The sequence below is a fragment of the Gammaproteobacteria bacterium genome (assembly GCA_029880545.1).
Lineage (GTDB): Bacteria > Pseudomonadota > Gammaproteobacteria > Acidiferrobacterales > SZUA-150 > JAOUOD01.
The window spans coordinates 59,788-82,527 of sequence record JAOUOD010000011.1 but is presented as its reverse complement, the minus strand read 5'-3'; the positions used below and the strand labels follow the sequence as shown (position 1 = coordinate 82,527).

Sequence of the window (22,740 nt, the reverse complement as noted above, 5' to 3'; positions counted from 1 at the left end):
CACGAATCAAGCCTGTTGAGCAACAAAGTCGCAATCTGAACCAGACAATTGCCGGCAGACTTGTTCTATGCGTTGCTGTCGAGCCAATTCCCCATAGGGTAAACGCGTACCTTTGCCCCATACCGGCCCTGGCCAGGCTTGGTCACCGGAGTACCGAACAACGTGGTGAATGTGGAGCTGCGGTACCATGTTTCCAAGTGCTGCAATATTCAATTTCTCCCCCTGGAACAAGGCCATTATGCCCTCTCCCACCTGCGCCGATTCGCGAGCCAGCTGCACCTGATCGTCTGAGCTGAGCTGATAAATCTCGCGGACATCACGGCGATCGGGAACCAGGATTAGCCAGGGATAGCGGGCATCATCCATCAGCAGGACATAAGACAAGGGCAGGTGGCCCAGAACAAAGCAATCCGCCTGAAGCGTTGGATGAATCACCGGGCCTCTCCTGCCACAAAGTTGGCGAATTTTGACCTCAGCTGACCCAAAAACCAAGCGTCAAATCACCAGGCAAGCGTTTTGTGCTGGCGCACTACAAGTATTGTCAACGCCGACCTCTTGTCATTGCTTTCTCGTACTCAGTGGTGGCATATGCTATAAGTGTTGTCAATTTACTGAATAAAATCGTACTGCCAATTTATGTTTAAGTCATTGTTTCTTTTAATATAATAGATTTTTTCTAGATTTTTAAGGGTTCTGTTTTGATTTTTTTCTGTAAAACCGTGAGCCATATGGTATTTTCAATTTTATGAAATTAATGTGTTGTTTTGTGAACCGCATCACAGCAAAAACAATTAAAATCGGCTTTAATGTGTTCACTCCTCCAGGAGTTGTTTAGATTTTCGTCGCGTCTATTGTGCCCTGCATACCCCTGTAGGGCTTTTTTTTGCCTGCGCGGTCATAAAAAATAACCGGCATGCATAGCCCGATCCAAGCCATTTCTAAGCTAATTTTTGCCTGAATTCAGCCGTAATTCGCAATTTCCCCCATCACAAGAATCGCCGGGTCGGCATAAGAGCCACGAGCAGCCCGGATTCAATACTTCCAATTGTCGTTTGAGCCCGTCTTCGGCAATTACCGACGGGTCGAATTTGACTTCCAGGCCGTGGCAATACCGGTTCATCGCCCGATAGCAGGTTTGATAAATCCCCGGCAAATGCTTGAAAAACGCTTCAATTCGTCGGCTGACCAAAATGTCCACACCGCCCCGCGTTCCTATAAAAATACTGTCAACCTGCATAACGACCCCGTCACTGGTTAAAAACATGCATAAACCCTTAGGTAAATTAAAGGCATTCAGATGCTAGATGCAAGCACAGGCTAAAAAATTTCATCAAACGATAAAATTTCATCAGCGCCCGGACTTTTTCCCTGATGGCGGGTAAGCTCAACCTTTGAATTACGGTTTACGATCATGCAGAATCAATTTCCGGTCAACAATACACTCATTTACCTGAACCACGCGGCGGTTGCCCCGCTCCCCGCTATATCGGGTCAGGCAATACAAGGTTTCGTTCAGGAATACGTCAGCCGGGGGGCTAGCCGTTACCCTTCATGGCTGGAAACCGAACACAGCCTGAGATCCCGACTCGCCAGCTTGATCCGCTGTCGCGACAATGATATTGCCCTGCTAAAAAATACGTCGGAGGCACTGTCCGTAGTCGCGCACGGATTCCCGTGGCAACCGGGAGATGTAGTCGTCATCAGCGATGAGGAATTCCCATCCAATCGCATCGCCTGGGAGTCCCTGAAAGACCGTGGCGTCACGGTTCGGGAGGTTTCCCTTGGTTCAGCCGAATCAGCCGAGCAGGCTTTGCTATCAGCGCTGGATAGCAGCGTCCGCATGCTCGCCATTAGCAGTGTCGAATACGCCTCCGGTATTCGCCTTGACCTGGCTCGTCTCGGCCAGGCTTGCCGTGATCAAGGTATCGCATTTTGCGTCGATGCCATACAGGGCCTTGGCGTCTTTGATCACGATGTTGACGCCATGCACATTGATTTTCTCATGGCTGATGGCCACAAATGGCTGCTGGGACCAGAAGGACTGGCAGTGTTTTACTGCAAGCCCGAATGGCGAGACCGGCTGACGCTGCACCAGTTTGGCTGGCACATGATTGAGCATCACGGCGACTACAATCGCAAGGACTGGCAGCCGGCCAGGTCAGCACGACGATTTGAATGCGGCAGTCCGAATATGCTGGGAATTTACGGACTCAATGCCAGCCTGGCATTGATCCTGGAGACCGGCATCAAAACAATAGAACAGGAAGTCACCCGGCGCAGCCGCCACATCATGCACCGGCTCAATAACTCCGGATTGGTTGAGTTGAACACACCAACAAAGGAAGGTGAGTATGCCGGTATCGTGAATTTTCGACACCGAGGAGTCACCAACGATGTCCTGTTTCGGCATCTTGGCAATAACAAGGTGGTTTGCGCCCAGAGAGGCAAGGGTATCCGGTTTTCACCGCATTTTCATACGCCGATGGAAAGAGTCGACCAGGCGATCGACCTGGTGATCAATTGCAAAATTACCTAGCGCTGCGCGCTGTTGAACAATGTGAAGAAGTTGTTCGTGGTGTTGTCTGCAACCTGTTCAAGGCTTTCATTGCGCAAATCAGCGATACACTCGGCCACATATCGCACATAAGACGGTTCATTGGTCTTGCCACGGTAAGGAACCGGTGCGAGATACGGGCAATCGGTTTCCACCAACATGCGATCTGAAGGCACTTTTCTCGCGACATCCTTGAGAACATCAGCGCTCTTGAATGTAACAATGCCGGAAAATGAAATATAAAAACCCATGTCCATGGCGCGTCGTGCAATATCCCAGTCTTCGGCGAAACAATGCATGACTCCACCGATATCACCGGCACTTTCCTGCTCCATGATGGACAGCGTATCTTCCGCAGCTTCCCGAGTGTGAATAATCAACGGTTTGCCACTTTGCTTGGCCGCAGCAATATGTCGACGAAAGCGATCCCGCTGCCAATCAAGATCACCCTCAGAACGGAAATAATCCAGCCCGGTTTCACCAATAGCGACTACCTCAGCAGCAGAGGCTTGTTCAACCAGTTCTTCGACAGATGGTTCATGGCCGTCTCGATGGTTCGGGTGAACACCGACTGAAGCAAACACGTTGGGATACTGCTGCGCCAAGGCCAGCACCTGCGGATAGTCTTCCATATCCACTGAAACGCACAGCATGTGGCCAACACCGGCTTCCGCAGCACGCGCAATCACCTGGTCTACTTCGTCGCCAAGCGGATCAAAATTAATGTGACAATGAGAGTCAACCAGCCGGGTCATAATGGCAGCAGCCGGGATCTAAAGGGTATGTGTCGGCTTGTCGGATTTGAGAGCACCGCCAAGAATGGTCTCAATCTTGTTACGTGCAGCACCGGAATCCTTTTCGCTGAACTGGATACCAACCCCGGCAGTACGGCCACCTTGGGCGCCTGGAGGCGTCACCCAGACCACGTTTCCGGCGACAGGTATTTTCTCCTTGCTGTCCATAAGTGTCAGCAGCATGAACACTTCATCGCCGAGCTTGTAGGGTTTATTGCTGGGTACAAAGATGCCACCGCCATTTATGAATGGCATATACGCGGCATACAGGGCGTTCTTGTCCTTGATGGTCAGGGACAGTACTCCGGGTCGTGCTCCGCCAGGTTTTTTCAGTGGTGGTTGTGACATCTAGTTCAGCCGGCGACCGGGTCGCAGTTGATCATACCAATACATCAAAGATCTTTTTTGTTGTCTGGCAATAACCTTTGTGTTGTTTCACTGCAATCCACATTGCGGGCCATGGCCATAATTATTGAATATCCCTGTCATGTCCGAAATTGGGCGCTCAGTGACGTCCTGTTGCCAGATCTTTCCATTGAGTCAGTACTCCCTCAATGAGCAATTGCTCATCCAGAACACTGTCCGTCAACCTGCCGGCCTCAGAAACAGAATCAAGAAACCTGAACAACTCGTTCAAGTTTAACCGCTTTGCCATATCTTGCAACCATTGTTCAGCCTTGCCGTCTGTAGGCCGAATATCCGGTTCGACCCCGCTTTGCCGCCTGATCATGTCCTGCGCGAACCCCTGCAACCACTGCAAAGACTGGCTGGAGCCGGCTTTTTTCCATTTTGCCGCTACCGCAGTAATGTCCAGTCGATGTCCTGCAGCCAGGATAGCAATGTCGCGCAATAATTCCACGGGCTGATCCAGAAATTTCCCGGCAACGAGCTGTTTCGCTGTCAACGGTGCGCCATGAGCGTAGGACAGGGCCTGTTCTGCTGTCGCTACATCCAGGCCCTCATGATGCAACCAGGTCAGGGCTTCATTGGCCGGCGGAATGGAGAAATTGATCGCCAGGCATCGACTACGAATGGTTACAGGCAGGCTCTCGGGCCGACTGCTCACCAGCAACAATAGATTCCCCAACGGAGGCTCTTCCAGCATTTTCAGCAGGCTGTTGGCCGCATGAGTATTCATGGCATCGGCGGGGTCTATTACGATGACCTTCATTTTGGCGAGGTGAGGCTTCTTGTACAGAAAATCCGCCAACTCACGCACCTGGTCAACAACTATAGCCTTGCCGGGTTCGCTGGGTCGCAGGTAGTTCAGGTCCGGATGAGTTCCCGCTGCCAACAGCAGGCAATTCTTGCAGGTGCCGCAGGCTTCAGTCTGGTTGATGGCGCCACAAAGCAGGCTGTGCGCCAGACGTACGGCAAACCCCTGCTTGCCAAGACCGGCCTGTCCCTGCAGCAACAAGGCATGAGGCAGTCGTGAAATATCACTGTGCAGGCGCTCCCATTGGCCCTTGTGCCAGGCAAGGCGCAGTGGTTCCGGTAACGGATACACGTCTTCTGTCTGTCTTTTTCGCTTACTGGCCACGATTCATTCCTGCAATGCGATGAATTACCGGATCCAGTTGCTTTTGCACCCCGGCAAGGTCCCGGGATGCATCAATCACCTCGAAGCGCCCCGGTTCAGCTGCCGCCCGGCGTCGATATGCAGCCCGCACCTTGTCGAAGAAATCAGTGTGTTCGCTCTCGAAACGATCCGGCTCACTGCGCGCACCCGCCCTTGCCAGACCCTGCTCCACCGGGATATCGAAAAGAATGGTGATATCCGGCCTGAGATTATCCTGTACCCATTGTTCGAGAATGCCAATTCGCTCATCGCTAATACCTCTGCCGCCACCCTGGTATGCGTATGAGGCATCTGTGAATCGATCACACAATATGACTTTTCCTTGTGCGAGCGAAGGCAGGATTACTGTCTGTATATGCTGATTCCTGGCAGCAAACATCAACAGCAGCTCGGTTCCAGCGTCAATATGCAAATCCTTGCCATGCAGCAGGATATCGCGAACCCGCTCACCGACTTCGGTGCCACCCGGTTCACGACTGACGATATAGTCGCAGCCGGCGCGCTCAAGTCCATCCTGCAGGTAAGCAAGGCTGGTGCTTTTACCTGCGCCCTCTCCGCCTTCGATGGTAACAAAAACTCCAGATGACATTTCGGCTTCCACCATGATTAATTCTTGTCAGTGTGCCCCGGCTCGCCAGGTGCCGAACGGTAATTCCTGGTGCGGCTTCGTATCTGGAAGTGCAACACCGCGTCATTATGCTGTTTCAGTGTATCAGAAAACACATGACTGCCGTCTCCGCGGGCAACAAAATACAGAGCCTTTGTCTCGGCGGGGTTCACCGCGGCTGTCAGCGCGCCCGCACCCGGCATCGCAATCGGTGTCGGCGGCAAACCGCTCCGGGTATAGGTGTTGTACGGAGTATCCCGTAACAAATCCTTTTTGCGAATATTGCCTATATAGCTGTCGCCCATCCCGTAAATCACCGTTGGATCGGTTTGCAAGCGCATTTTCTTTCTTAACCGATTTGTAAACACGCCTGATATCATTGGTCTTTCTTGCGGCTGACCGGTTTCCTTTTCAACAATGGACGCCAATATCAGGACCTCATAGGCATTGGTCAGCGGAATATTCGCGGCACGGGTCGCCCATGCCCTGTCCAGCTCTGTTTTCATTCTGTCATGAGCCCGGGCAAGAATATCCAGGTCACTGACACCCAGTGAGTACTGGTAGGTATCAGGAAAGAACCAGCCCTCGGGGTGGGAATCCGGCAGACCCAGCTTCGCCATGATTTCCTTGTCAGTCAAACTGGTTGTCAAGTGCTCCAGCCTGTCAGCCTGATCCAGTGCAGCACGAAACTGCCTGAAACTCCAGCCCTCAATCAGTCCCAGCCTGCGCTGGACAACTTTGCCCTCAACAATACGGTCAAGCAATTGCCATGCACTCAATCCCGGCTCAACCCTGTATTCTCCCGGCTTGATATTCCTTGCATCGCCGCGCAGTCTCGCCAGCAATACGAACGCGGAGCGATGGTGCAGAATTTCCTGTTTCTGAAGTTGCACGGCGAGGCCGTGCAAGGAACTGCCACGCTGCACTTCAATGGTTTGTGGCTCGGATACCAGCACATGGTTCCATGCCCAGGCAAGGTACAGCAACCCGGCTGTGGCAATAATGACAATTGGCAAAATGGGCTTTCTATACATGGAGGCTGGCAAAACTCATTTCCTTGACATGTTGTTGCAGCATACGCGCTATCTCACCCGTCTTGTACAGCCGGTTTTCCAGTTGTTTTACGCGCCATAGCCCGATAAGACTGTTGCTCAGAAATACTTCGTCAGCATCTGAAACCTGCCCGGTTGAAACATGATCAATGCTCACGCTAATACCAACTGATCGGGCATGATCAATAATTTCATCACGCATAACACCGGCAACACCGGATGATTCAAGCACCGGGGTGTGGATTGTGTCTTGCCTTACGAGGAACACGTTGCTTGTAATACCTTCGATGACCATTCCCTGTTGATCCAGCATCAGGCCTTCGACAAAGTCATCGATCGCCACAGCCGGCGGCCATTCATTGCGCGCCATCACTTGCTCCAGTCGATTCAAGTGCTTGATGCCCGCCAACGACACATTGCCTCCCAGTCTCGTATGACAATACCGTGCCCGCACACCTTGAGTAAACCAGTCAGAATGATAATCCGGTACGGCACTGCGCATGACAATACGAACTGGCTCCACCTTTTCCGGGACAACATAGCCACGCCCCCCGGGGCCACGCGTCAAGACTAGCTTTATGACTGCATCCTGATTCGGGGCGAGGATACTGTTGATATCATCCAGCCAGGCGTTCTCGTCACCGATTTCAATACCCAGTCGTTGCGCGCCACTGGCCATGCGTTTCCAATGCCGGCGCCAAAGACATAGCTTGCCATTGCGAACCGCCACGGTTTCAAACAGGCCGTCACCGTAATGCAGGCCGCGATCGCTGACTGCCAGCTGTCCGGTTGCGACACCATTGATCAGGACAGCCGCGATCATCACTCCTCCTCGCGCAAGGAACGCATCATGCCGCGGGCCTTGTGCCGGGTTTCTTCCAGCTCGCGAACCGGGTCAGAATCAGCAACAATACCGCTACCGGCCCGAAAATGTATCTCGTCGTCCTGTTTCACCATGGTTCGGATGAGTATGTTCAGATCCATATCACCATTATGATTGATATAACCCATGGAACCGGTATAGGCGCCACGCGGTCCGTCTTCCAGCTCGGCAATAATTTCCATGCATCGCACTTTCGGGCAACCGGTAATGGTGCCGCCGGGGAAAGTGGCGGCAATGACTTCTCCGGGCATGATATCTGGCCGCAACTGTCCGCGCACTTCCGACACAATATGATGAACGTGCCGGTAGCTCTCAACGGTCATGAGTTCGCTGACTTCCACTGTTCCGGGTTTGCATATACGACCCAGGTCATTGCGCTCCAGGTCGATCAGCATCACGTGTTCAGCACGCTCCTTGGGATGCGAAACCAGTTCATTCATCAGCAGCTTGTCCTGCTTCTCATCAATCCCGCGCGGATAGGTCCCGGCTATAGGGCGTGTATACGCCATGCCCCGGGATGTCTTGATCAGTCGTTCCGGCGATGAACTGACAATCTCATAGTGATAGTCAATGCGTGCCAGGCCGGCAAAAGGCGCGGGATTGGTTCGGCGCAAGGCCGCATATAGATCGGCCGCATTGCAGGACCGGGTCAGCATTGCCCGCCACAAACGGGACAAATTTACCTGGAATACGTCACCTTCGCGGATGTAGCGTTTTATTCTGTCCACCTGGGCGCCGTGCAGGACAGGATCATCTTCGTGTATCGCAGCACACTCCGGTACTTCAAAACCGGCACAGGTGGATGCCGACATGGCTTTTGCATCGCTCCACACCGTGTTCAGCAACGCTTCTGTTTCAGCAACAATCGAATATTGCCTGGCGTCATGGTCATAAATGATTGCCGCCGGAACACGCACGGCCATGGCTTGTGGCCAGGCCGGCGAAGTTTTCAGGTTCCGCAGGCTCGGTTCGATCTCGCGCACCAGCTCGTAGGCAAGGAATACGAACCAGCCACCGGTAAATGGCAATTCGGCGTGCTCACAACCTGCACCCTCTGCCGCTTCGTGCCAACAATGATTCAGCGCATCAAGAAAAGACTGGCCGGTAACGGGGCTGCCCCTCCAGTAAAGACAATCGTCGCCATCCAGTTGCAATCGATCACCGGGAAAGGCAAACAGGATGTCGTAACGCGCCTGGTCCGGACCATGGGCGACACTTTCGAGCAGGAACGGATAATTATCAGGATAGCGACGATGCAACGCCAACAGGTCAGGCGTCTGACCTGTTGGCGTCCTTGGTATTGGCTTAACCAGACAGGGCTGCCTGATCACCCGGGAAACAACCTAGCTGTAACGCTTAAAAACAAGCGTACCGTTGGTACCACCGAACCCGAATGAATTGGAGATAGCGGCATCAATCTTCATTTCACGGGCGGCACCTGGAATATAATCGAGATCGCAACCTTCATCCGGGTTATCCAGGTTAATGGTGGGCGGCGCAATCTGCTTGTGTACAGCCATAGCCGTATACACCGCTTCCACGCCGCCGGCAGCACCAAGCAGGTGACCGGTCATGGATTTGGTCGAACTGACAGCAAGTTTGCGGGCGTGGTCGCCAAAAGCCCGCTTGACCGCGGTGGTTTCCGCCTTGTCGCCCAACGGCGTTGATGTGCCGTGGGCATTGATATAGTCAATATCTTCCGGATTCAGCCCGGCGAATTTCAATGCGTTCAACATGCATCGGCGGGCACCATCGCCATCTTCAGGCGGACTGGTCATGTGATGCGCGTCACCACTGAGGCCCATGCTGGCCAGTTCGCAATAAATATGCGCTCCACGCGCCCTGGCGTGCTCCAGCTCTTCCAGCACCAGTACGCCGGCGCCTTCGCTGAGCACAAAACCGTCACGATCACGGTCCCAGGGGCGACTGGCGGCTTCAGGGCTGTCGTTACGGCCTGTCAACGCCTTGGCGTTGCCAAAACCGGCCATACTCGTCGGCGTTACCGCAGCTTCAGCGCCGCCGGCAATCATAACATCGGCGTCACCGTATTCGATGAGACGTGCCGCAGCACCAATACTGTGCGTTGCGGTAGAGCAAGCGGTAACAATGGCGAGGTTCGGGCCCTTGAGTCCGTACATCACCGACAGGTCACCTGAAATCATGTTGATAATGCTCATGGGGATATAAAATGGTGATATCCGACGCGGGCCTTTTTCGTTGATGGTCAATGACGCGCCTTCAATCGTGGCCAAGCCGCCAATACCGGCGCCAATATAGACACCGATATGCTCGGCATTGGCATCCGTAACCTCAAGACCGGAATTCTGAATAGCCTCCACCCCGGCAGCGATGCCCAGCTGGATAAACCGGTCCATTTTGCGCGCTTCTTTCTTGTCCATGTAGTTGCCGGGATCGAATCCCCTGACTTCACCGGCGATGGTTGAAGGGTAACCCGTGGCATCAAAATGCGTGATCTGGCCAATCCCGCTCTTGCCGGCCAGAATATTATCCCAGTTTTCGCGCAAGCCGAGACCGACCGGCGACAGGATTCCTAATCCAGTAACTACTACACGACGTTTGGACAAGTGAAACTCCTTGCTAGACTTCAAGACCGAAACCTTTTTGGCGTTTTTGACGCCAATGGCTTCCAGGGCAACTACGGACTGGTATCAATTTACCACCAATGATTCACCGGTGATTTGACCCCAAACAATCAAAGGCCGCCTCCACTTGCGCGGGGCGGCCCTGAATAAATCGTACTAACTGCCGAATCCGTCTGGCTGTTATTAGCCGATGTTGGCGTTGACGTAGTCAATTGCCTGCTGAACAGTTGTGATCTTCTCGGCTTCTTCATCCGGGATTTCACAGTCGAATTCTTCTTCCAGGGCCATTACCAACTCAACGGTATCCAGAGAGTCCGCACCAAGATCATCAACGAAAGAAGCTTCGTTCTTTACGTCGGCTTCGCTGGCGCCCAGCTGCTCAATTACGATTTTCTTGACGCGTTCTTCAACACTACTCATGTTTCTTGTTCCTCCTCATGCCAAATGCGGCGTTTTGCGAGGCCGCATTGTATTCGTATTTGTACGGTGACGTCCACCGTTTCGATTATTTTCAAAATTACCTTTTAATTCATGTACATACCGCCATTCACGTGAATGGTGGTACCGGTTATATAGCCGCCACGGTCACTCGCCAGGAACAAAACCGCCTCGGCAATATCTTCGGGTGTGCCCAGCCTGCCGAGCGGAACCTGGGCAATTACAGCCGATTTTTGCTCATCAGACAGAGACCGGGTCATATCAGTATCAATGAATCCGGGTGCGACAGCATTGACAGTAATGTTGCGCCCGGCCACTTCCCGCGCCAACGATTTGGTAAACCCTACGACACCGGCCTTGGCAGCCCCGTAGTTAGTCTGACCCGCGTTTCCCATGGCGCCAACCACTGAACTGATGCTGATAATACGACCTTTTCTGGCCTTGGTCATGGGGCGCAGCACCGCCTTGCTCAGACGATAAATGGGCTTCAGGTTGGTTTCCATGATCGCGTCCCACTCGTCCTCTTTCATGCGCATGAGCAGGTTATCGCGGGTGATGCCGGCGTTATTGACCAGGATCCCCGGCGAACCGCCAAGCGATTCGGTCATGGTTTTAAGTACTGCATCGATGGCGTCGCCATCAGTAACATCCAGTACTGTGCCATAACCTTTAATTCCGTTATCTTTCAAATAGTTGGTGATGTTTTCTGAACCACTTTCTGAAGTAGCAGTACCTACCACGGTTGCGCCTTCCCGGCCCAAAACCAGCGCCACCGCCTTGCCGATTCCCCGGGTTGCGCCGGTCACCAGTGCAATTTCGTTGTCCAGTATGCCCATATCAGGCTCCTCCTCTAGGTAATTCTTTTATTATTCAGCCAAGGCTTTTTCCAGGCTACCTGTATCATACACCGGCAACGTCTGGGCATCCTTGGTGATTCGCTTGTTCAGGCCCATCAGTACGCGACCGGGTCCACACTCGATAATTTTGCTGACACCATCAGCGGCCATTTTCTGCACCGTTTCCACCCAGCGTACCGGCGACTCGATCTGGCTTACCAGCGCTTGCCGAATCAGTGCCGGGTCCGTGTGCGCCATTACGCTGGTGTTGTGCAATACGGAAATACGCGGGGCAGTAATGTTGATTTGCTCAAGGCGTGCTGCCATTTTTTCAGCAGCCGGATGCATTAATGCACAATGAGATGGCACACTGACCGGCAGTACAACGGCCTTTTTGGCGCCCGCATCCGCGGCCCGATCTACCGCACGCTGTACTGCGGCTGCGGTACCGGCTACCACCACCTGCCCGGGCGAATTGAAATTAACCGGTGACAGGACGTCGCCTTCAGCAGCCAAATCACACAACGCGCGAACACCGTCATCATCCAGGCCAATAATTGCAGCCATGCCGCCTTGTCCGGCGGGAACGGCCTGTTGCATGTAGTCGCCACGATCGGATACCAACATGACAGCATCGGTGAAAGCAATTGCGCCCGCACAAACCAGTGCCGTGTATTCCCCAAGACTGTGGCCAGCCATAATGACCGGAACAGCGCCGCCCTTTTCCTGCCAGACTCGCCAGGTGGCTACGCCCGCGGTCAGCATCGCCGGTTGGGTGTTCTGTGTCTGGTTCAACTGCTCTTCGGGCCCATCCGTTACCATGGCCCAGAGGTCCCGACCCAAGGCATCGGAGGCTTCCTGGAATGTCAGTTTAACAACCGCAAAATCTTCAGCCAGCCCGTTCATCATGCCAACTGATTGTGATCCCTGACCGGGAAATACCATAGCCAACGCCATATCAAATATCCTACGTCTTGTTGCTGTTTGGTTTTTTTGTCTTGCCAAAAGCAGGCTGTCGAAAAATCGGCTGCCTAGTATTTCATCAACACGGAGCCCCAGGTGAACCCACCACCAAAAGCTTCCATCATGACTGTTTCGCCTCGTTGAATGCGCCCTTCCCTGACTGCCTCGTTGAACGCCAGCGGCACCGACGCGGCAGACGTATTACCGTGGCGATCAACCGTCATCACAACATGATCGCTGGGCATACCCAGTTTCTTGGCAGTCGCGTTGATAATCCGGATATTCGCCTGGTGCGGTACCAGCCAGTTGATATCCGATTTTTTCATGTTATTGGCTTCAAGGGTTTCATCAACGATACGCCCAAGCGTGTTCACGGCCATCTTGAACACTTCGTTACCCTTCATGGTGATGTGGGCTTCGCCGGATTTCAGCGCGTCAATACCGGACGATACACCGACAGGTACCGTGAGCAATTCCTTGTAGGCGCCATCGGCGTGGAGATGGGATGAAATGATACCTGGCTCATCGCTGGCCTCAATCACTACTGCACCGGCACCATCACCAAACAATACGCAGGTGGTTCGGTCGGTCCAGTCAAGAATGCGTGACAGTGTTTCTGCGCCGACTACCAGAGCTTTTTTGGCACTGCCAGTACGAATAAACTTGTCGGCAATGCCCAATGCATAGACAAAGCCCGTGCAAACCGCCTGCACATCAAATGCGGCGCAGCCGGATATTCCCAGGCGCTCCTGCAGCAGGCACGCGGTAGACGGAAAAATGCGATCCGGTGTAGTTGTGGCAACAATGATCAGGTCAATTTCACCGGCACTGACACCTGCGGCATCCATCGCATCACGCGCAGCGTGTTCGGCAAGATCACAGGTGGTCTGGCCATCAGCAGCTATACGACGCTCCTTTATGCCGGTACGGGCGACAATCCACTCGTCGGAAGTATCAACAATCTTTTCCAGGTCATGATTGGTCATGATCCTGTCAGGCAAATAACCACCGGTTCCAACAACACGCGAATACATCAAGCAGCGGACTCCTCTCCCAACATGGAAGGCAACTGCTCGGCAATGCGCTCCGGGATTTTTGTTTTAGCTTCAGCTATTGCAGCACGAATGGCATGAGCAAACGCTACCGCATCGGCACCGCCATGACTTTTGATCACAATTCCGTTCAAGCCGATAAAACTTGCTCCGTTGTACCGGCGATGATCCATACGGTTCTTGAACGCCTTGATTACCGGCATCGCCATAACTGCGGCCAAACGGGTCAGCAGGCTTCGATTGAACTCGGTTTTGAGGAAATGGCTGATCATTTGCGCCAGTCCCTCGCTGGTCTTGAGTGCAACATTTCCGACAAAGCCGTCACAGACAATGATGTCAGCATCACCCATGAAAATTTCGTCACCCTCGGCATATCCGACGTAATTGAGCTTGCTGTTTCGAAACAGCTCGTTGGCTTTTTTCACGACTACATTGCCCTTGATCTCTTCCTCACCGTTATTGAGCAGCGCGACCCTGGGTGCTGCAATGTGTTCGGTTTCGGAAACCAGGATGGATGCCATGATGCCGAACTGCAGCAGTTGCTCCGGTGTTGAATCAACATTTGCACCAAGATCCAGCATGTGTACGTGACCACGATTGGCAGGCAAGGTTGTGCAGATGGCCACGCGCTCGATCCCGGGCAGGGTTCGCAGCACGATATGCGCAGTCGCCATCAATGCGCCGGTATTGCCGGCACTGACGCAGGCATCGGCCTCGCCTTCCTTTACCATATTTATGGCAACGCGCATGGATGAATCCTTTTTGCTGCGCAGAATCTTGCGCGGATCATCATCCATTTCGACAACCTGGGAAGCATGCCGGATGCGCAAACGGTCATCCTCGCTGGCACCGGCCTTTGCCAACGCAGCACGAATCACGTCTTCGTTTCCGACGAGAGTCAGCGCAACATCGCGCACGTCACGATACACCGCCAGGGCGGCGGGCACGGTGACACTTACGCCATGGTCACCTCCCATGGCATCGAGTGCGATGGTGGCAATCACGCCCGGACCTTTCTCGATACTCGGAATGCTGGCCTAAAAAGACTCAGGCTTTGTCATTCTTGGTTTGAACAACCTTTTCACCACGGTAGAAACCATTTGGTGTTACGTGGTGACGAAGGTGCATTTCGCCACTGGTGCTGTCAGTAGAGAGATGCGCCGCGGTCAGCGCATCGTGGGAACGACGCATGCCGCGCTTTGATGGTGTCTTGCGACTCTTTTGTACCGCCATGACTGTAATCCTCTTGTCTAGACTTTAAATTCACTCGACGCGTAATCTATCAAGATACCTTTAATACATTACTTGTCATTCTGTTTGCCGTCATCAAGCTTGAGCTTGGCCAACACGGCAAACGGGTTTTCTCGACTCTTTTCAGTTGTCCGGGCCTGAACCTGCGGTTCTGGCAGAGCCTGGCCAAGAAACTGGCTGGCCGAACACTCCGGTTCGTGCATGGGTACCATCGGCATGGCCAGCAAAAGTTCATCTTCAATCAACCCCTGCAATTGCACGGGCTTTTCCACGACGATGATATCCTGAATTTCTTCTTCATCCAGCGCCACATCGCCCGCGGCAAATTCTAGCTCAAATTCTGACCAAATTGAGCAAAACATCGGCTCCAGGCAACGTTGACACACGGTTGGCACGCTTTCGGCCCAAATTTCGCCTCGCATCACCACTCGACCCCTGGCTTCTTTCTCAAAAACCACGTCGAAACCGGCAATTCCTTCGGTCTTTTGATGCCCGGTCAACCGATGCATGCGCTCAAGGGGGATCTCCCCATTTAGCCGCGCCTGGATATCTGCCAGGCGAAGCGGATCAATCTGAGCGGGCAGGCCGGTACTCATAGGGCGCGGACTATATATTCGGACGTAAGTTGTGTCAAAAAAAGCGTTTTTTGGGACCGGGTCCAGCTCTGGCGTATTGACAGTTAGCGACCCTTTCCGTAAAAAGCAATGCCGGTTTTATCGGCGCGCTAACACGAAAAACCGGCGCTGATGAGCCTTTTTGGGTTACTCTAAACCGAAACAGCTAGCTGGAGCTATCCAAACCGTGATCAAGAAGATTCTGGTGGCCAACCGCGGCGAGATCGCGGTGCGAATCGTACGCGCCTGCGCCGAAATGGGTATCAAATCGGTCGCCATCTATTCAGATGCCGATCGGCATGCATTGCATGTCAAAAAAGCCGACGAAGCCTACAACCTCGGTCCTGACCCTATTGGCGGCTACCTGAACGCACACCGCATCGTAAATATCGCCGTTGCCGCCGGCTGTGATGCATTGCATCCCGGGTACGGCTTCTTGTCAGAAAACCCGATTCTCGCGGAAACCTGCGCCAAGCGCGGCATCATCTTTATCGGCCCGGACGCCGATGTTATCCACAAGATGGGTGACAAGACCGAGGCCCGCCAGGCCATGATTGCTGCCGGCGTTCCGGTCACACCGGGAACCCAAGACAACCTGAAAAACCTGGATGAAGCACTGGAAATCGCCATACAGGTCGGATACCCGGTGATGCTCAAGGCCACTTCCGGGGGCGGTGGTCGCGGCATTCGTCGCTGCGAAGATGAAAACGAGCTAAAAAAGAATTTTGAGCGCGTCGTATCGGAAGCCACTAAGGCATTTGGGCGCGCGGACGTATTCCTGGAAAAATGCATCGACAATCCGCGTCATATTGAGGTCCAGATTCTCGGTGATGGCCAGGGTAATGCGATACACCTGTTTGAGCGTGACTGCTCGATCCAGAGGCGCCATCAAAAGCTGGTGGAAATTGCCCCATCGCCACAGCTGACACAGGAGCAACGTCAATATGTATGCAGCCTCGCGGTCAAGGCCGCCGAAGCGGTCAATTACAAGAACGCCGGCACAGTCGAGTTCCTGCTGGACAAGGACGACAATTTTTATTTCATGGAAATGAACACCCGGCTGCAGGTCGAGCACACGATTTCCGAGCAAATTACCGGCGTTGATATCGTCCAGGAACAGGTTCGTATTGCCGAGGGTAAGCCGCTGTCTTTTCGCCAGGAAGACATCACTATGCGCGGCTATGCGCTGCAGTTCCGCATCAACGCCGAAGACCCGAAAAATGACTTTCTGCCCAGCTTTGGCAAGATTACCCGGTATTACGCAGCCGGTGGTCCGGGAGTACGCACCGATGCCGCCATTTATACCGGCTACGAGTTTCCACCGTATTATGACTCCATGTGCGCCAAGCTGATTGTCTGGGCGTTGACATGGGACCAGGTCATTGACCGATCGATTCGTGCACTCAAGGATGTGGGTCTGCACGGTGTCAAAACAACCAAGCAGTTCCACCTGGAAATCCTGAAGAATCCTGATTTTCGGGCAGCAACGTTCAACACAAGTTTCGTCGAACGGCACCCGGAACTGGTAAACTATTCCATTCGCCGTCCGCCAGCCGAACTGGCCGCGGCTATTGCCGCCGCCATCACCGCGCATCACGGGCTTTGATAACACGGCGATTCGACAACCCTAGCGACTGATTGCACATTCAAGATACGACTATGGCCAAAGCAAACAAAAAAGCAACTTCGACAACAGCTGCCGACAAGGTAATGGTTACCGATGTGATCCTGCGAGATGCCCATCAGTCCTTATTGGCAACCCGCATGCGTACAGAAGACATGCTGCCTATTTGCGACCGGCTCGACAAGGTGGGCTTCTGGTCCCTGGAGGCCTGGGGTGGCGCCACGTTCGACAGCTGCGCCCGCTTTCTGAAAGAAGACCCGTGGGAACGTTTGCGCAAGCTCAGGGAAGCGCTTCCCAATACGCCGATCCAGATGCTTTTGCGTGGCCAAAACCTGCTTGGCTATCGCCATTATTCAGATGACCTGGTCGAAGCATTCATCAAGAAGTCTGCCGAAAATGGCGTTGAAGTATTCCGCATCTTCGATGCCATGAATGACCTGCGCAACATGAAATTGTCCATTGCTGCCGTACTCAATGCTGGCAAACATGCCCAGGGCGCGATTTGTTATACCGTGAGCCCGGTTCATACCGTGGAGCACTTTGTTGAACAGGCCAAGGAACTGGAAGCCATGGGTTGCCAGACCATCTGTATCAAGGACATGGCTGGCCTGCTGACGCCAACTGGTGCCGGCGAATTGTTCGCCGCGCTATCGGGTGAGCTGAGCGTTCCGCTGCATTTTCATTCACACACCACGGCAGGTGTTGCCAACATCGCAATGTTCAAGGCTGTAGAAAACGGCTGTCGTCATGTGGATACCGCGATCAGCTCCATGTCATGGGGAACAAGTCACTCGCCAACGGAAAGTATGGTGCTGGCCTTCCAGGATACGCCGTACGATACCGGTCTCGACCTGCAACTGCTGCAGGAAATCGGCATGTACTTTCATGAAGTGCGCAAGAAGTACCATCAATACGAAAGCGAATTCACCGGCGTTGATACGCGAGTTCACAACAACCAGATTCCTGGTGGCATGATTTCCAACCTGTCCAATCAGCTCAAGGAACAAGGCGCGCTGGACAAAATGAACGAAGTGCTTGCCGAAATACCCCGTGTTCGTGAAGACCTGGGCTACCCACCACTGGTTACTCCGACATCACAGATTGTTGGTACACAGGCAGTGTTTAATGTCATTACCGGCAAGCGCTACAAGAACATCACCAACGAGGTCAAACTTTACCTCAAGGGTCGCTATGGTATGGCACCGGGTACGATTAACGAGTCTGTGCGCAGTATGGCTATTGGCAATGAAGAAGTAATTGAATGCCGCCCTGCCGACCTGCTCGAGCCGGAAATGGATAATCTGCGTCGCGAAATTGGTGGGCTGGCGAAGACCGAAGAAGACGTATTAACTTACGCCATGTTCCCGGATGTCGGTCGCCACTTCCTCGAAGAACGCGAAGCCGGTACGTTGAAGCCGGAAGCACTCATTCCCGCTGGCGAAAATGCCAATGGCAGTGGCGATCGTCGCGCACCAACAGAGTTCAATGTCACACTGCACGGCGAAACCTATTACATCAAGGTGACTGGTACCGGTAACCAGCACGATGATCAGCGCCCCTTCTATATCTCTGTCGACGGTGTACCTGAAGAGATCCTGGTTGAAACACTGTCCGAGATTGAGCCGGGCAAAGCTGGTGGCGCATCACCGGCCAAAACCAGTGGTTCCGGTCGTCCACGCGCGACCAAAGAAGGCCATGTCACCAGCTCCATGCCGGGAACAATAGTCGATGTCCTGGTCAAGGAAGGTGATACCGTGAATGCCGGCGACTCAGTGCTGGTCGTGGAAGCCATGAAAATGGAAAACGAAGTGCCGGCACCCGTCAGCGGCAAGGTCAAGGCGGTCCATGTCGCCAAGGGTGACAGTGTTACACCCGACGAAGCCTTGATTGAAATCGAATAATCATCACGGGTAACTACTGACCAGCGGGCATCACGATGATGCCCGTTTTACATTCCGACCGGGCCACATCACGACCATGAACCTGATACTTGCCTCATCATCACCCTATCGCAAGGAACTGCTGGAACGTCTCGGCATTCCGTTCAAGTGCATCAGTCCGGACATTGATGAATCGGCAAAGCCCGGCGAAACCCCGCAACAACTGGTACAGCGCCTGTCCATTGAAAAAGCACAGGCCATTGCCAAGGGCCAAGGAAATGCCCTGGTCATTGGTTCAGATCAGGTCGCAGTGCATGGCAATGACATAGTCGGCAAACCAAGAGACCATGCGCATGCTGTAGAACAACTGCGGCAGGCGTCTGGCGAGACCATCACCCTGTATACCGGGCTGGCGCTAATTAATAGCAAAACCGGGCACATTCAAAGCGAAGTCGTTCCATACAGCGTTGTTTTTCGTGAATTATCTGATACAACAATTGAAAACTACCTGCACAAGGAACAACCCTATAACTGCGCAGGCAGCCTGAAGTCTGAAGGCCTGGGCATTGCCCTGCTTGAACGGTTTATTGGTGATGATCCCAGCACCCTCATCGGCCTGCCATTGATCCGGCTGGTGAAGATGCTGGAAAATGAGTCCCATTCTGTAATTGACTAACGCAAATTACCCTGCCCAAACAGCCAGGCCTTGAGTGTGTTCATCATGGCGCTGCCAAGACCGCCGGCAAACTTGTCCAGCCAGTTTTCCCGGTAGCTGAAATCAACAATCTTGTCGGCGCCGATGACTTCACGGGCAACATGACTGGCGCTGGCAATCTCATCAACAAGACCGAGCTTTACAGCAGTTTCACCGGTCCAGAACAGACCGGAGAAAATATCCTTGCGGTTTGCCAGTTTCTTGCCGCGACCTTCCTTGACCACATCTATAAATTGCTGGTGGATCTCATCAAGCATATTCTTGACGTGAAGCATATGCCCCGGATTGCGCGGCGAAAACGGATCCAGCATGGCCTTGTTTTCTCCTGCCGTCATCAGTCGGCGCTCCACGCCCAGCTTTTTCATTGAGTCAACAAAACCAAAGCCATCCATGAGCACACCGATCGATCCAACAATGCTGCCACGACTGGCGTAGATACGATCAGCACCGGCAACAGCGTAATAACAACCTGATGCGCAGATATCAGTTACGACTGCATACACCGGCTTGTCGGGGAATTTCTTGCGCAAGCGCTTGATCTCATCATATATATATTGCGATTGCACCGGGCTGCCGCCAGGACTGTTGCTGCGAATGATTACGCCTTTTGCCTTGCTTTCAAACGCGTCCCTGAGTCCGGATACAACAAAATCCGCGCTGGCCGCTGTATCAGGAGCAATGATGCCTGATAGCTCCACTAGCGCAGTGAACTCGCCCGTCGGTTTGACTTCGTGCGGGTCGGAAGTGGCCATCAATAGAATCGCAACAAGATAGATGGCAAAAAATATCTTGAAGCCTATTCCCCAGCGACGGGCACGACGCTGTTCATTCAAGGCAGCAAATGCCAGCCGTTCGAGCAGGCTGCGCTCCCAGCCTTCGGGTTTCTCCTGGCTGGAAGCTTCCTGTTTTTGCTGCACCGGATTCTCGTTTTCCATAATCTGTTCCCGAATTCGTTCCTGGTTCACATTGTCCAATTTGTATAGTGGGTTATCATTCCGTACTCACGGCATTTAGTCAAAACATAGCTGATCAGTGCCGACAATAAAGACACCGTCTTCCCGCTCGTCGACCTCCAGTGCCACCAAGCCCTTTTTCCGGCACGGGCCATCAACACAGGCCCCGGTTGCTGGCTCATACAAGGCGCCGTGCGTGGCACAAATCAGGTAACGTTTATTCTTGTCGAAGAATTGGCCATGCTCCCAGTCAAGCTCGACCGGCGTATGGGCGCACTGGTTCAGGTAGGCATAAGCCACATCCTCGTGGCGAATCACAAAAGCGGGCAGCTTTTGCCGGCCTCGCAGGACATAGAACCGCACGCCATCGCCGCCATTACGGATTGCTTCGCGGTCACAGATGCGCCGCGTTTCTACATCAGCCACGCACGCACCTCTTCGAATGAATCCAAGCAATCCACTGGATCGTGTTTCAACAGCGAATCACGGTCGTGCACACCGTAGCTGACAGCAAGACCGGCAACGCGCGCATTGTTGGCCATTTCCATGTCAAAGGTGGTATCGCCAATCATAATGGCGCGATTGGAGGCAACACCGGTCTGCCCCAGGATATCCTCCAGCATCTTGGGATGCGGCTTGGAGAATGCTTCGTCGGCACATCGTGTGGCGACAAACTGGTCATGCAATTGCCATTCATCCAGCAGTTTTTTCAGTCCCCGGCGGGCCTTGCCGGTTGCAACAGCAAGCATGTAGCCATGGCCCTCGAGCTGCTTCAAGCCATCGAGAACACCTGGGAAAAATTCCATTTCCGTTTTGTCATGAACCAGAAAATGATCCCGGTACGCCTCAGTTACCTGGTCGATAATTGCATCATCCTCGCCGGGCAACAGGCGATCAACCGCTTCACGTAATCCCAGCCCGATAATGGCCCGCACCGCCGCGTCACCCGGATAGACCACATTCACATCGCGGCAAGCCATCTCGAAACATCGAACAATTTTCCGCTCGGAGTCCATCAGGGTTCCATCCCAATCAAAAACAATCAGATCAAAACGGTCTTTCATGACATTGTATCCAGTACCTGTACCAAATCATCGGGCAGCGGCGCATCCAGCTCAAGCGGTTTGCCAGTGACCGGATGAGTCAAGTGCATGCGCGCCGCGTGCAGAAACAATCGCTTCAAGCCGGCTGCCGCCATCGACTTGTTGAATCCCCTGTCGCCATACTTATCGTCACCGGCAATGGGATGTCCCTCGTGGGCACAGTGCACCCGCACCTGGTGGGTTCGGCCTGTATAAATCCTTACCTCGACCAGGGTTGCGCCGCGAAACAACTGCTGCGGCACAATGCGGCTACGCGCGACCTTACCCTCCTCGGAAACCCGGACCATTCGCTCTCCCGAGCGCGTCTGGCTACGCAGTAGCGGCGCCTCCACCATCCTGGCCTTGCCTTGCCACGGATTCTTGACCAGCGCCAGGTAGCGCTTGTCGACACTGGTACCCCGCAACTGTTCGTGTAAGGCAAGCAGCGCGGACCGCTTCTTGGCCACCAGCAGCAGTCCCGACGTCTCACGATCCAGCCGATGCACCAGCTCCAGGAACCTGGCCTCCGGGCGCAATTGACGCAGGGCTTCGATCAATCCGAGACTGACGCCGCTGCCACCATGCACGGCGAGACCGGAAGGCTTGTTCATGGCAATCAGCACATCGTCTTCATAGATAATTGCTGCTTCCAGCCATTCCAGCTTGCCGCTGTGGGCCGGCCTGGGCGCGGCGTCCGCCACCCGTATTGGCGGAATCCGCAATTCATCATCCAGCTCCAGGCGGTAATCAGGCTTGCATCGGGCCTTATTCACACGCACCTCGCCCTTGCGCAACAGGCGATAGATGCGGCTCTTCGGAACACCTTTCAAGTGTGAAATCAGGAAGTTATCGAGCCGCTGGCCGGCATGAGCCTCGTCAATAGTGATGAAACTGACCTTGTTCACAAAATATCCTGCCTCCGATTTTGCCGCCGGAGCATATCAAGTTTGCTGATTTGATGCGCCACTGATATAGTCGGTCTGTGTGCTAAAAGCCAATGTAAACAAGGCATTGTAGCAACACATTAAAAAATGGTTTTACAAACGGTTTTAGGCACCGGGCAACACGTCCCGCTGCCGCGCGAAGCACCCGGGATGTCGGCCCAAAGGCCGGCCAAAAGGCTGCCCGCGATATGGGTTATGCGTCACTCGCCCAGGTACAGAGAGACGCAAAAATACGACGCTACTGGCGAAGGCCGGTGGAACACCTTGACCGCAACGTCATCGGCACTACGGTCGCTGACAAACACCAATTTTCTGG

25 protein-coding genes are annotated in these 22,740 nt (G+C 53.6%); 4 read left to right on the top strand and 21 right to left on the bottom strand.

Annotated features, from left to right (window positions below; translation table 11 throughout):
- Positions 1-6: 6 nt before the first annotated feature.
- Together OEZ10_12465 and OEZ10_12460 are read right to left on the bottom strand one after the other, a co-directional pair.
- Positions 7-435: an HIT domain-containing protein gene (locus OEZ10_12465; protein ID MDH5633793.1), complete on the bottom strand. Its 429-nt coding sequence runs from the start codon at positions 433-435 to the stop codon at positions 7-9.
- Positions 436-943: 508 nt separating this feature from the next.
- Positions 944-1,264 carry a hypothetical protein gene (locus OEZ10_12460; protein ID MDH5633792.1) on the bottom strand — a complete coding sequence of 107 codons (321 nt, stop codon included), beginning with the start codon at positions 1,262-1,264 and terminating at the stop codon, positions 944-946.
- 147 nt (positions 1,265-1,411) lie between these two features.
- On the opposite strand from OEZ10_12460, the gene OEZ10_12455 reads away from it, so the two are divergent.
- The gene (locus tag OEZ10_12455; protein MDH5633791.1) at positions 1,412-2,536 is read left to right on the top strand and encodes an aminotransferase class V-fold PLP-dependent enzyme; all 1,125 of its coding nucleotides are present in this window, start codon (positions 1,412-1,414) and stop codon (positions 2,534-2,536) included.
- Here OEZ10_12455 and OEZ10_12450 read toward each other — a convergent pair.
- The 15 genes from OEZ10_12450 to OEZ10_12380 all read right to left on the bottom strand — a co-directional run bounded on the left by OEZ10_12450 (position 2,533) and on the right by OEZ10_12380 (position 15,208).
- Positions 2,533-3,309 carry a TatD family hydrolase gene (locus OEZ10_12450; GenBank protein ID MDH5633790.1) on the bottom strand — a complete coding sequence of 259 codons (777 nt, stop codon included), beginning with the start codon at positions 3,307-3,309 and terminating at the stop codon, positions 2,533-2,535. The two genes, OEZ10_12455 and OEZ10_12450, sit on opposite strands and share 4 nt — an antisense overlap.
- 18 nt (positions 3,310-3,327) lie before the next feature.
- Positions 3,328-3,696: a PilZ domain-containing protein gene (locus OEZ10_12445; GenBank protein MDH5633789.1), complete on the bottom strand. Its 369-nt coding sequence runs from the start codon at positions 3,694-3,696 to the stop codon at positions 3,328-3,330.
- 157 nt (positions 3,697-3,853) lie between these two features.
- Complete coding sequence (gene holB, locus OEZ10_12440; protein ID MDH5633788.1) at positions 3,854-4,888, bottom strand: DNA polymerase III subunit delta'; 1,035 nt, start codon at positions 4,886-4,888, stop codon at positions 3,854-3,856.
- The gene (tmk, locus tag OEZ10_12435; protein ID MDH5633787.1) at positions 4,878-5,516 is read right to left on the bottom strand and encodes a dTMP kinase; all 639 of its coding nucleotides are present in this window, start codon (positions 5,514-5,516) and stop codon (positions 4,878-4,880) included. The genes holB and tmk overlap by 11 nt, the downstream gene beginning before the upstream one ends.
- Positions 5,517-5,533: 17 nt before the next feature.
- Complete coding sequence (mltG, locus tag OEZ10_12430) at positions 5,534-6,568, bottom strand: endolytic transglycosylase MltG (protein MDH5633786.1); 1,035 nt, start codon at positions 6,566-6,568, stop codon at positions 5,534-5,536.
- A complete protein-coding gene (gene pabC / locus OEZ10_12425; protein ID MDH5633785.1) occupies positions 6,561-7,409 on the bottom strand; it encodes an aminodeoxychorismate lyase in 849 nt (282 codons plus the stop codon). The genes mltG and pabC overlap by 8 nt, the downstream gene beginning before the upstream one ends.
- Positions 7,409-8,797, bottom strand: coding sequence for an aminodeoxychorismate synthase component I (locus OEZ10_12420; GenBank protein MDH5633784.1), 1,389 nt, complete (start codon positions 8,795-8,797; stop codon positions 7,409-7,411). The genes pabC and OEZ10_12420 overlap by 1 nt, the downstream gene beginning before the upstream one ends.
- A 15-nt stretch (positions 8,798-8,812) precedes the next feature.
- On the bottom strand, positions 8,813-10,054 hold the full coding sequence (gene fabF / locus OEZ10_12415) for a beta-ketoacyl-ACP synthase II (protein MDH5633783.1): 1,242 nt from the start codon (positions 10,052-10,054) through the stop codon (positions 8,813-8,815).
- Between the two features lie 201 nt (positions 10,055-10,255).
- Positions 10,256-10,492, bottom strand: a complete 237-nt coding sequence (gene acpP / locus OEZ10_12410) for an acyl carrier protein (GenBank protein ID MDH5633782.1) — start codon at positions 10,490-10,492, stop codon at positions 10,256-10,258.
- Between the two features lie 104 nt (positions 10,493-10,596).
- A complete protein-coding gene (gene fabG, locus OEZ10_12405) occupies positions 10,597-11,346 on the bottom strand; it encodes a 3-oxoacyl-ACP reductase FabG (protein ID MDH5633781.1) in 750 nt (249 codons plus the stop codon).
- A gap of 30 nt (positions 11,347-11,376) precedes the next feature.
- Complete coding sequence (fabD, locus tag OEZ10_12400; GenBank protein MDH5633780.1) at positions 11,377-12,303, bottom strand: ACP S-malonyltransferase; 927 nt, start codon at positions 12,301-12,303, stop codon at positions 11,377-11,379.
- A gap of 74 nt (positions 12,304-12,377) precedes the next feature.
- A complete protein-coding gene (locus OEZ10_12395) occupies positions 12,378-13,346 on the bottom strand; it encodes a ketoacyl-ACP synthase III (GenBank protein MDH5633779.1) in 969 nt (322 codons plus the stop codon).
- Entirely contained in the window at positions 13,343-14,365 is a 1,023-nt protein-coding gene (gene plsX, locus OEZ10_12390) for a phosphate acyltransferase PlsX (GenBank protein ID MDH5633778.1), read from the bottom strand. Before plsX ends, OEZ10_12395 begins: the two co-directional genes overlap by 4 nt.
- Positions 14,366-14,408: 43 nt before the next feature.
- On the bottom strand, positions 14,409-14,594 hold the full coding sequence (rpmF, locus tag OEZ10_12385) for a 50S ribosomal protein L32 (protein MDH5633777.1): 186 nt from the start codon (positions 14,592-14,594) through the stop codon (positions 14,409-14,411).
- A gap of 68 nt (positions 14,595-14,662) precedes the next feature.
- Positions 14,663-15,208 carry a YceD family protein gene (locus OEZ10_12380; protein ID MDH5633776.1) on the bottom strand — a complete coding sequence of 182 codons (546 nt, stop codon included), beginning with the start codon at positions 15,206-15,208 and terminating at the stop codon, positions 14,663-14,665.
- A 205-nt stretch (positions 15,209-15,413) separates the two neighbouring features.
- On the opposite strand from OEZ10_12380, the gene OEZ10_12375 reads away from it, so the two are divergent.
- From OEZ10_12375 to OEZ10_12365, 3 genes are all read left to right on the top strand, one after another.
- Positions 15,414-16,832 (top strand): acetyl-CoA carboxylase biotin carboxylase subunit, encoded by a 1,419-nt coding sequence (locus OEZ10_12375; GenBank protein ID MDH5633775.1) that lies wholly within the window; start codon positions 15,414-15,416, stop codon positions 16,830-16,832.
- Between the two features lie 53 nt (positions 16,833-16,885).
- Complete coding sequence (gene oadA / locus OEZ10_12370; GenBank protein MDH5633774.1) at positions 16,886-18,751, top strand: sodium-extruding oxaloacetate decarboxylase subunit alpha; 1,866 nt, start codon at positions 16,886-16,888, stop codon at positions 18,749-18,751.
- Between the two features lie 76 nt (positions 18,752-18,827).
- A complete protein-coding gene (locus OEZ10_12365) occupies positions 18,828-19,406 on the top strand; it encodes a Maf family nucleotide pyrophosphatase (GenBank protein MDH5633773.1) in 579 nt (192 codons plus the stop codon).
- Here the strand turns inward: OEZ10_12365 and OEZ10_12360 are convergent.
- From OEZ10_12360 to rluC, 4 genes are all read right to left on the bottom strand, one after another.
- Positions 19,403-20,380, bottom strand: coding sequence for a S49 family peptidase (locus OEZ10_12360; protein MDH5633772.1), 978 nt, complete (start codon positions 20,378-20,380; stop codon positions 19,403-19,405). The two genes, OEZ10_12365 and OEZ10_12360, sit on opposite strands and share 4 nt — an antisense overlap.
- A 75-nt stretch (positions 20,381-20,455) precedes the next feature.
- Complete coding sequence (locus tag OEZ10_12355) at positions 20,456-20,824, bottom strand: Rieske 2Fe-2S domain-containing protein (protein MDH5633771.1); 369 nt, start codon at positions 20,822-20,824, stop codon at positions 20,456-20,458.
- Positions 20,812-21,462: an HAD-IIIA family hydrolase gene (locus tag OEZ10_12350; GenBank protein ID MDH5633770.1), complete on the bottom strand. Its 651-nt coding sequence runs from the start codon at positions 21,460-21,462 to the stop codon at positions 20,812-20,814. The genes OEZ10_12355 and OEZ10_12350 overlap by 13 nt, the downstream gene beginning before the upstream one ends.
- A complete protein-coding gene (gene rluC / locus OEZ10_12345) occupies positions 21,459-22,385 on the bottom strand; it encodes a 23S rRNA pseudouridine(955/2504/2580) synthase RluC (protein ID MDH5633769.1) in 927 nt (308 codons plus the stop codon). The genes OEZ10_12350 and rluC overlap by 4 nt, the downstream gene beginning before the upstream one ends.
- Positions 22,386-22,740: the final 355 nt, after the last annotated feature.

Coding starts and splice junctions, on each gene's coding strand:
- OEZ10_12460 (MDH5633792.1), bottom strand. CDS start 1,264: ATGTTTTTAACCAGTGACGGGGTCGTTATGCAGGTTGACAGTATTTTT.
- OEZ10_12455 (MDH5633791.1), top strand. CDS start 1,412: ATGCAGAATCAATTTCCGGTCAACAATACACTCATTTACCTGAACCAC.
- OEZ10_12450 (MDH5633790.1), bottom strand. CDS start 3,309: ATGACCCGGCTGGTTGACTCTCATTGTCACATTAATTTTGATCCGCTT.
- OEZ10_12445 (MDH5633789.1), bottom strand. CDS start 3,696: ATGTCACAACCACCACTGAAAAAACCTGGCGGAGCACGACCCGGAGTA.
- tmk (MDH5633787.1), bottom strand. CDS start 5,516: ATGTCATCTGGAGTTTTTGTTACCATCGAAGGCGGAGAGGGCGCAGGT.
- mltG (MDH5633786.1), bottom strand. CDS start 6,568: ATGTATAGAAAGCCCATTTTGCCAATTGTCATTATTGCCACAGCCGGG.
- pabC (MDH5633785.1), bottom strand. CDS start 7,409: ATGATCGCGGCTGTCCTGATCAATGGTGTCGCAACCGGACAGCTGGCA.
- acpP (MDH5633782.1), bottom strand. CDS start 10,492: ATGAGTAGTGTTGAAGAACGCGTCAAGAAAATCGTAATTGAGCAGCTG.
- fabG (MDH5633781.1), bottom strand. CDS start 11,346: ATGGGCATACTGGACAACGAAATTGCACTGGTGACCGGCGCAACCCGG.
- fabD (MDH5633780.1), bottom strand. CDS start 12,303: ATGGCGTTGGCTATGGTATTTCCCGGTCAGGGATCACAATCAGTTGGC.
- rpmF (MDH5633777.1), bottom strand. CDS start 14,594: ATGGCGGTACAAAAGAGTCGCAAGACACCATCAAAGCGCGGCATGCGT.
- OEZ10_12380 (MDH5633776.1), bottom strand. CDS start 15,208: ATGAGTACCGGCCTGCCCGCTCAGATTGATCCGCTTCGCCTGGCAGAT.
- oadA (MDH5633774.1), top strand. CDS start 16,886: ATGGCCAAAGCAAACAAAAAAGCAACTTCGACAACAGCTGCCGACAAG.
- OEZ10_12365 (MDH5633773.1), top strand. CDS start 18,828: ATGAACCTGATACTTGCCTCATCATCACCCTATCGCAAGGAACTGCTG.
- OEZ10_12360 (MDH5633772.1), bottom strand. CDS start 20,380: ATGGAAAACGAGAATCCGGTGCAGCAAAAACAGGAAGCTTCCAGCCAG.
- OEZ10_12350 (MDH5633770.1), bottom strand. CDS start 21,462: ATGAAAGACCGTTTTGATCTGATTGTTTTTGATTGGGATGGAACCCTG.